Annotated in this window: 9 protein-coding genes; 5 read left to right on the top strand and 4 right to left on the bottom strand. The window is 71.9% G+C overall.

From position 1 onward, the window contains the following. Nucleotides 1-50 precede the first annotated feature (50 nt). Both ACO1BR_RS16080 and ACO1BR_RS16075 read right to left on the bottom strand, forming a co-directional pair. Nucleotides 51-506, bottom strand: coding sequence for an ATP-binding protein (locus ACO1BR_RS16080; protein ID WP_426795740.1), 456 nt, complete (start codon nucleotides 504-506; stop codon nucleotides 51-53). 304 nt (nucleotides 507-810) lie between these two features. Next, nucleotides 811-1,749, bottom strand: a complete 939-nt coding sequence (locus tag ACO1BR_RS16075) for a heavy metal transporter (protein ID WP_426795739.1) — start codon at nucleotides 1,747-1,749, stop codon at nucleotides 811-813. Nucleotides 1,750-1,790: 41 nt separating this feature from the next. Here ACO1BR_RS16075 and dapE point away from each other — a divergent pair, with 41 nt between their 5' ends. Continuing rightward, on the top strand, nucleotides 1,791-2,894 hold the full coding sequence (dapE, locus tag ACO1BR_RS16070; RefSeq protein ID WP_426795738.1) for a succinyl-diaminopimelate desuccinylase: 1,104 nt from the start codon (nucleotides 1,791-1,793) through the stop codon (nucleotides 2,892-2,894). 147 nt (nucleotides 2,895-3,041) lie between these two features. Continuing rightward, nucleotides 3,042-3,791 carry a TIGR00730 family Rossman fold protein gene (locus ACO1BR_RS16065; protein WP_426795737.1) on the top strand — a complete coding sequence of 250 codons (750 nt, stop codon included), beginning with the start codon at nucleotides 3,042-3,044 and terminating at the stop codon, nucleotides 3,789-3,791. A 289-nt stretch (nucleotides 3,792-4,080) separates the two neighbouring features. Here ACO1BR_RS16065 and folP read toward each other — a convergent pair whose 3' ends face one another. After that, nucleotides 4,081-4,941 carry a dihydropteroate synthase gene (gene folP / locus ACO1BR_RS16060; protein WP_426795736.1) on the bottom strand — a complete coding sequence of 287 codons (861 nt, stop codon included), beginning with the start codon at nucleotides 4,939-4,941 and terminating at the stop codon, nucleotides 4,081-4,083. A 93-nt stretch (nucleotides 4,942-5,034) separates the two neighbouring features. Between folP and ACO1BR_RS16055 the strand changes: the two genes are divergently transcribed. Next, the gene (locus ACO1BR_RS16055; protein WP_426795735.1) at nucleotides 5,035-5,562 is read left to right on the top strand and encodes a DivIVA domain-containing protein; all 528 of its coding nucleotides are present in this window, start codon (nucleotides 5,035-5,037) and stop codon (nucleotides 5,560-5,562) included. Next, complete coding sequence (locus ACO1BR_RS16050; protein WP_426795734.1) at nucleotides 5,559-6,164, top strand: DNA-3-methyladenine glycosylase I; 606 nt, start codon at nucleotides 5,559-5,561, stop codon at nucleotides 6,162-6,164. The genes ACO1BR_RS16055 and ACO1BR_RS16050 overlap by 4 nt, the downstream gene beginning before the upstream one ends. A 20-nt stretch (nucleotides 6,165-6,184) precedes the next feature. Here ACO1BR_RS16050 and ACO1BR_RS16045 read toward each other — a convergent pair whose 3' ends face one another. Then, nucleotides 6,185-6,985 (bottom strand): enoyl-CoA hydratase/isomerase family protein, encoded by an 801-nt coding sequence (locus ACO1BR_RS16045; RefSeq protein WP_426795733.1) that lies wholly within the window; start codon nucleotides 6,983-6,985, stop codon nucleotides 6,185-6,187. 323 nt (nucleotides 6,986-7,308) lie between these two features. Here ACO1BR_RS16045 and ACO1BR_RS16040 point away from each other — a divergent pair, with 323 nt between their 5' ends. After that, nucleotides 7,309-7,476, top strand: a complete 168-nt coding sequence (locus ACO1BR_RS16040; RefSeq protein WP_003985072.1) for a DUF3117 domain-containing protein — start codon at nucleotides 7,309-7,311, stop codon at nucleotides 7,474-7,476. The last annotated feature ends 171 nt before the right edge of the window (nucleotides 7,477-7,647 follow it).

Raw genomic sequence — 7,647 nt, 5'->3', positions numbered from 1 at the left:
CGGGGAGAGCACACTCCCCGGGCCCCCGCGCGACGGTCGGCGCCGGTGGGTCAGTTGTTGTCGACCGGCACCCCGCCGATCAGGGTCTGGGCCGCCGGCACCACCAGCCGGCCGAGCAGGCCCCCGGCCTCCTCCGGCACCGCCTGCTCGGTCGCGGCGCCCTTCTGCGCGATCGGACGGGCCATGCCCTCCGCCCTGTGGGCGGCGTCCTGGGCCACCGGGGTGGTCTCCACGACGGCCGGAGCCAGGGTCCTCACCAGCGCCGGCGCGAGGGTGCGCTCGGCCTCGTTACCGGTAGCGTTGACCACCCCGACGCCCTTCTGCGCCTGCGAGTCCAGGGCCTTGCCGGTGCTCGCCGAGTCCAGCGTGCTCAGCCCGCCCATCTCGTTGCCTTGAGGGGGCAGGCTCACGGCGCTCGCGGAACCGGCCGCAGCGACCACGGGAGCGGCGCCCGCTGCGATCAGCAGGGCGGCTCGGGCGATCCGACGCGTAACGGGGAGGGACATGGTGCTCCTTTTACGGAGAAGGACTTCGTACTTCTGACAGATGTGCCATGTCCGCCGGGCGGACGCACTGACTACCGCGTCAAGTGCCCGCAGGTTGCGGTGAACTCCGGTAAAGAACTGGCAACGTGTCGCATAATCTGCTCTGGGTAAAGCTGAGCGATCTGCGTACGCCCCGAAGTCGTGCGGAAAGGTCACAGCCCCTTAAACGCAAGGCAATTGGCGGAGGATACGGCGGCAACCAGGTGAAATCCCGGACAGGAAAGGGAAATTGACGCCGCGCACCCCTTCCGGGGGACTCGGTAACCTACTGCGCGGTGATGATACGAACGTCGCCCGCGGTCGTTTCGGGGCCGGACTCCCGGTGCTGCCAGCCCTTCCCGGAATCGGCCGCCGTCCACGTGCGGTCCGCGTAAGAGATCTGTTCGATGTGCAGCTCGGCCGAGTGGGCCAGCGCCCAGGTCGCCAACTGCCAGCCGCGCTGCCGGGCGTTGTCCGCGTTCGCCGTGCCGTACTGGTACCGCTCCACCGGCACCGTCAGCCCCCGCCCGCCGGCCGCGTCGCGCCCCGTGCCGCCGTCCGCCGCCGGCAGCACGTCGGAGCCGAATTCCCGTACCAGCCTCTCCCGCACCTTCGACACGCCGTCCGGCCCGGCGCTGTCCACCGGGTGGCTGGCCGTGCAGCTCATCGCGTCGCCGTTGCGGCCGGTCAGCGCGCCGGTCAGCAGCGCGGCATTCGCCTCGTGCTTGGCGTACGCCTGCGGATAGCCGCTGCGCTGCACCTTCTGCGCGGCGACGGTCAGCGGCAGCCGGGAATAGCCGGGCACTTTCGCCAGATGCCGGTAGAACTCCCCGGCCGAATAGACCGGGTCCATGATCTGTTTCACGGTGCCCCAGTCCTGGGACGGCCGCTGCTGGAAAAGGCCGACCGAATCCCGGTCACCGAAGTTGATGTTGCGCAGCCCCGACTCCTGCATCGCGGTGGCCAGCGCGATGGTCACCGCCCGCTCCGGAAGCCCCCGCGAGGACGCCACCGCGGAGATCGTCGCGGCGTTCGCGGCCTGCTCCGGTGTCAGCTCGTACGGGTCGCCGTCTCCCTGGACGCGTACCATGCAGCGCGGTGCCCCGGGGCCGCTGGTGACGTACTGCACCAGGAGATACCCGGCCACCCCGAGGAGGACGGCGAAGGCCGCGAACGTACGCCACAGGCGCTTGCGGCGGGGGCGGGATACGGGCTGGGCGGACACGAAGCCCAACGTACCGGAGGGCTGCCGATAGGGTCGGATCCATGGAGCGCTCCACACACCCCGGCCTCGACCTGTCGCTCGATTCGGCCGCGCTCACCGCGCAGCTGGTCGACTTCCCGTCCGAGAGCGGCAACGAGAAGGACCTCGCCGACGCCGTCGAGCAGGCCCTGCGCGCACTGCCGCACCTGACCGTCGACCGCCACGGCAACAACATCGTGGCCCGGACGCACCTGGGCCGCGCTGAGCGGGTGGTGCTCGCCGGGCACCTGGACACCGTGCCGATCGCGGACAACGTGCCCTCCCGGCTCGACGAGGACGGCGTCCTGTGGGGCTGCGGCACCTGCGACATGAAGTCCGGGGTCGCCGTCCAGCTGCGGATGGCCGCCACCGTCCCCGCCCCCAACCGCGACCTGACCTTCGTCTTCTACGACAACGAGGAGGTCGCCGCGCACCTCAACGGCCTCGGCAAGGTCGCCGACGCCCACCCCGACTGGCTCGCGGGCGACTTCGCCGTCCTGCTGGAGCCCTCCGACGGGCAGGTGGAGGGCGGCTGCCAGGGCACCCTGCGGGTGCTGCTGCGCACCAGCGGGGAGCGCGCGCACTCCGCGCGCAGCTGGATGGGCACCAACGCGATCCACGGCGCCGCCCCCATCCTGGCCAAGCTTGCCGCCTACGAGCCGCGCCGTCCCGTCATCGACGGCCTGGAATACCACGAGGGCCTCAACGCGGTACGGATCGAGGGCGGGGTGGCCAACAACGTCATTCCGGACGCCTGCACCGTCACCGTCAACTTCCGCTACGCGCCCGACCGCAGCCCCGAGGAGGCGGTGGCGCACGTCCGCGAGGTCTTCGCCGACTGCCCCGTGGACGAGTTCGTCGTGGACGACCACTCCCCGGGCGCGCTGCCCGGCCTGGCCCACCCGGCCGCCAAGGCGTTCATGGAGGCCGTCGGCGGCACCGCGATGCCCAAGTTCGGCTGGACCGACGTCTCCCGCTTCAGCGCGCTGGGCGTCCCGGCCGTCAACTACGGCCCGGGCTACTCCCTGCTCGCGCACAAAAAGGACGAGCGGGTCGAAGTCGCCCGGATCCTGCACTGCGAGGAGCGGCTGCGCGCCTGGCTGACCGACCGGCCGTCGGGGGACTGACCGTCGGCGCCCCTCCGCGGCGGACCGGCCGCCGCCGACCTGACGGACCGGCGGCCGACCGGTCGCATACCGGCGGAATTCCCCTGCGCTTCACGCGGGCGGATCTACGCTGAAGTGGCAAACGATCGCCAGCGGAGGGAGCACGTCATGGCCAACCCCGAGGGAGCACCCGTCCCGGAGGAGCAGCGGCTGGGCCCTGTACTGCGCCGTCACGACCAGGTGCAGACCGGCACGACGGACCAGCGGCTGCTGGATTCCGAAGGCCCCTCCGAGTGGGTGCACACCGACCCCTGGCGCGTGATGCGCATCCAGTCGGAGTTCGTGGAGGGCTTCGGCGCGCTGGCCGAGCTGGGCCCGGCCGTGAGCGTCTTCGGCTCGGCCCGTACGCCGCGCGGTTCGACGGAGTACGACGCCGCGGTGCGGATCGGCGCGGCGCTGGTGAAGGCCGGCTTCTCGGTGATCACCGGCGGCGGTCCGGGCGCCATGGAGGCCGCCAACAAGGGCGCCAGTGAGGCCGGTGGGACCTCCGTCGGGCTCGGCATCGAGCTCCCCTTCGAGCAGGGGATGAACGACTACGTGAACCTCGGGGTCGACTTCCGCTACTTCTTCGTCCGCAAGACCTGCTTCGTCAAGTACGCGCGCGGGTTCGTCGTCCTCCCCGGCGGGCTCGGCACCCTGGACGAGCTCTTCGAGGCGCTGACCCTCGTCCAGACCCGCAAGGTCACCCGCTTCCCGATCGTGCTCTTCGGCACGGACTACTGGAGCGGTCTGGTCGCCTGGCTGCGCGAGACCCTCGTCGCCCAGGGGAAGGCGTCGCCGCGCGACCTGGAGCTGTTCCACATCAGCGACGACGTGGACGAGGCGATCGCGCTGGTGACCAAGGAGGTCGGCATCTAGGACGGACCTGTCCGGCGGGCCGGGGGCGGACAGGCACGGGCGCGGACCTGTCCGGTGGTACGGACAGGCCGGTGGGCTGGTGCGGACCTGTCTGGTGGCCCGGGGCGGGGCGGGGTCGGGGCTCTGCCGGTGGCGTTCGGCACGGACATCGGACTTCCCGGCACGGACATCTTGGACATACCGAAGGTTCCCGCCGCGGGAATACCGCCCCCGCCCGCCCAGTTGTGGCCCGCAGGGGGCGCGGGCATCCCCTACGGGATCTGTTCCCACGCCCCCGGAGGCGGTCCCCTCAGGCCAGTCCGCGGCGGGCGACCGCCGGGGGCCGGTGGCCGGCGATCGAGGCCACCATGTCGAGCACCTGCCGGGTTTCGGCGACCTCGTGGACGCGGTAGACCTGGGCGCCGAGCCAGGCGGACACCGCGGTGGTCGCCAGGGTGCCCAGCACCCGCTCCTTGACCGGCTTGTCGAGGGTCTCGCCGACGAAGTCCTTGTTGGACAGCGAGACCAGCACCGGCCACCCGGTGTCCGCCATCTCGCCGAGCCGCCGGGTCGCCTCCAGGCTGTGCCGGGTGTTCTTCCCGAAGTCGTGCCCCGGGTCGATCATGATCCCGTCCCGCCGTACGCCCAACACCCGTGCCCGCTCGGCCAGTCCGAGCGTCACCCGCAGGATGTCGGCCATCACGTCGTCGTACGTCACCCGGTGCGGCCGGGTCCGCGGTTCGGCGCCGCCGGCGTGGGTGCACACCAGGCCGGCGCCGTACCGGGCGGCGACCTCGGCGAGCCGCGGATCGACGCCGCCCCAGGCGTCGTTGAGCAGATCCGCGCCGGCCTCGCAGACCGCCTCGCCGACCTCGTGCCGCCAGGTGTCGACGCTGATCACCACATCGGGGTGGCGGCGGCGCACCTCGGCGACGAAACCGACCGTACGGCGGACCTCCTCCTCGGCGCTCACCTCCTCGCCGGGGCCGGCCTTGACGCCGCCGATGTCGATGATCGCGGCGCCCTCGGTGATCGCCTGCTCCACGCGGTCCAGCGCGGGTTCGTCGCGGAAGGTCGCGCCCTGGTCGTAGAAGGAGTCCGGGGTCCTGTTGACGATGGCCATGATCACCGGCTCATGCGCCCCGAACTCGCGTTTTCCCAGCCGCAGCATTCCGTTGACTCCCTCTCCGTGGTCCGGGAGCGACCCTAACCGTCAGACCCGCATGGCACGATCGGAGGAGACACAGAGTCCGGGGAGTTGGTCGTGTTCTGGTTCATGCTGATCGCGATGGTCGTGGTGGTCGCCGCGGTCACGCTTGTCGTCGTCGGTGGCGGTGACGCCGGAGGGGACGGCGGCGGGCTGCGGGACACCGAGCCGGACCGGCTGCACGACCCGCTGCCGCAGGACCGTCCGGTGGCCCGCGCCGATGTGGACGCCGTCCGGCTGCCGGTGGTCGTGCGCGGCTACCGCATGGACGATGTCGACGACGTCCTGGACCGCCTCGGCGCCGAGCTGGCCGAGCGGGACGCCAGGATCGCCGAGCTGGAGGCGGCGCTGGCGGGGGCGCATGCCGCGGCCATGGGCGGCCCCGGCCTGATCCAGGACACCGGCGCGCAGCACGCCCCGGCATCCGAGGGCCCGGCCCGGCCGGCCCCGGCGCAGGACACCCGGCCCGCGAGCGGACCGGTCGGGAAGGACGAGCGGGCCGGGACCCCGGACGCGCCCGGCGGGCCGGCGGCCCCGGGCGGCCCGGCGGCCGGTGGCGAAGGAGAAGGGGAGGGGCGGGCATGAGCGGTGTGGTGACGGCTCCGGACGGCGTTCCGCGCTGTCCGTGGGGCATGGAGTCCGAGCAGATGGCGGACTACCGCGCGTACCACGACACGGAGTGGGGCCTGCCGGTCCACGGCGACGACGCGCTCTTCGAGCGGATGAGCCTGGAGGCGTTCCAGTCCGGGCTGTCCTGGATCACGATCCTGCGGCGCCGCACCGGATTCCGCGCCGCGTTCGCCGACTTCCGGATCGGGGCGGTGGCGCGGTTCACGGACGCGGACGCCGAGCGGCTGCTCGCCGACCCGGGGATCATCCGCAATCGCGCCAAGATCGCCGCGACGATCAACAACGCCAGGATCGCCGCCGAGCTGGCCCCCGGCGAGCTCGACGCCCTCATCTGGTCCTACGCCCCCGACCGGGCCGGCCGCCCCGCGCCGCGCACCGTGGGCGATGTGCAGCCCACCACCCCCGAGTCGGTCGCGCTCGCCAAGAATCTGAAGAAGCGCGGGTTCCGCTTCGTCGGCCCCACCACCGCGTACGCCATGATGCAGGCGTGCGGCCTGGTCAACGACCATCTCGCGGACTGCCATGCGCGCGCGGTGGTGGAGGCGGCGGCCGGCTGAACCGCCGGGGCCGTCCGGGGTCAGCGCCCCAGGAAGGTGGGCTTCTGCTTCTTCACGAACGCCTCGACCGCGATGTGGTGGTCCTCCGACGCCCCGGCGCGGACCTGGAGTTCGTCCTCCTTGCCCAGAGTCTCGGCGAGCGAGTGACCGGCGCCGAAGGCCAGCGATTGCTTGATCGCGGCATAGGCGGCGGTCGGTCCCTGGGCCAGCCGGCGGGCGACGGCCGCGGCCTCGTCGGCCAGCTCGTCCGCCGGGACGACCTTGTTGGCGATGCCCAACTCGTATGCCTCCTGGGCGCCGACCGAGCGCGGGAAGAGCAGCAGATCGGCGGCCCGGCCGTGGCCGACCAGCCGCGGCAGCGTCCAGGACATCCCGGAGTCGGCGGTCAGCGCGACGCCCGCGAACGAGGTGTTGAAGGAGGCGGTGTCGGCGACCACGCGGTAGTCGGCGGCGAGCGCGAAGCCCGCGCCGGCGCCCGCGGCGACCCCGTTGACGCCCGCCACGACCGGCTTGGGCATCTCGGTCAACGCCGTGACGATGGGGTTGTAGTGGTCACGCACGGTGTTCATGGTGGCGCCCGTGCCGGTGGCCCGGTCCTCGGCCAGCAGGCCGATGTGCTCCTTGAGGTCCTGCCCGACGCAGAAGGCGCGGCCGGTGGCGGTCAGCAGCACCGCCCGTACGGCCCCGTCGGCGGCGGCCTCCTGGAGGATGTCCCGGAGCAGGACCTTCGCCTCCGTGTTCATCGCGTTCATCGCGTCGGGGCGGTTGAGGGTGACCGTCGCGAGTCCGTCGGTCACGTCGTAGAGCACGGTGTCGGCCATAGTGGAGTCCCCTCCGTCGCGGCTCTGGACTGCCCGGTAGCGGCAGCCAGCGCTCAGGATGCCGGAGATCATCCGCCGTCGGCATGTGACGTACGTCAAAGATTGCGGGCGCGTCGGGTGGTGAGGAGCGGCGAAGTATGGCAGCCACCTCCCCGAATTGGGTGGGTTTGCGGGAGCGCGTTGCAAAAGGGATGCCCCCTGATGTTGGTCATCGGGTCGTTCGATGCGGGATAATGGCCTGGAAGCAATGTGTTCGATGCCGGTGACACGCGCCTATCAAGGCCGTCGGCTGAGATGAGCTGGTTTCAGGAAGGGGAACGAGCATGGCGGCCATGAAGCCGCGGACGGGCGACGGCCCGCTCGAGGTGACCAAGGAGGGGCGGGGCATCGTCATGCGCGTTCCGCTCGAAGGCGGCGGTCGGCTCGTCGTCGAGCTGACCCCCGACGAGGCCAAGGCCCTCGGTGAGGCCCTGGAGAAGGTCACCGTCTGACGAGGGCGGAGAAACCGCTGCGGTTTTTCGGGGGCTGACCCCCGGTACCTCCAGCCGAATACCCCGGCCCCGGCAGGCGGCGCGTCACGACGGCGCGCCGCCTGCCGGGGCCGAATCGTCTTCGTGGTCCGTGCGGTCCGCCGTTCTTCGCGGCCGTCTTCTCACGGCGGT

The sequence above is a fragment of the Streptomyces sp. YGL11-2 genome (genome assembly GCF_050054615.1).
Classification (GTDB): domain Bacteria; phylum Actinomycetota; class Actinomycetes; order Streptomycetales; family Streptomycetaceae; genus Streptomyces.
Note: the sequence above shows the minus strand (reverse complement) of the source record. Positions and strands in the feature narration are given on the sequence as shown.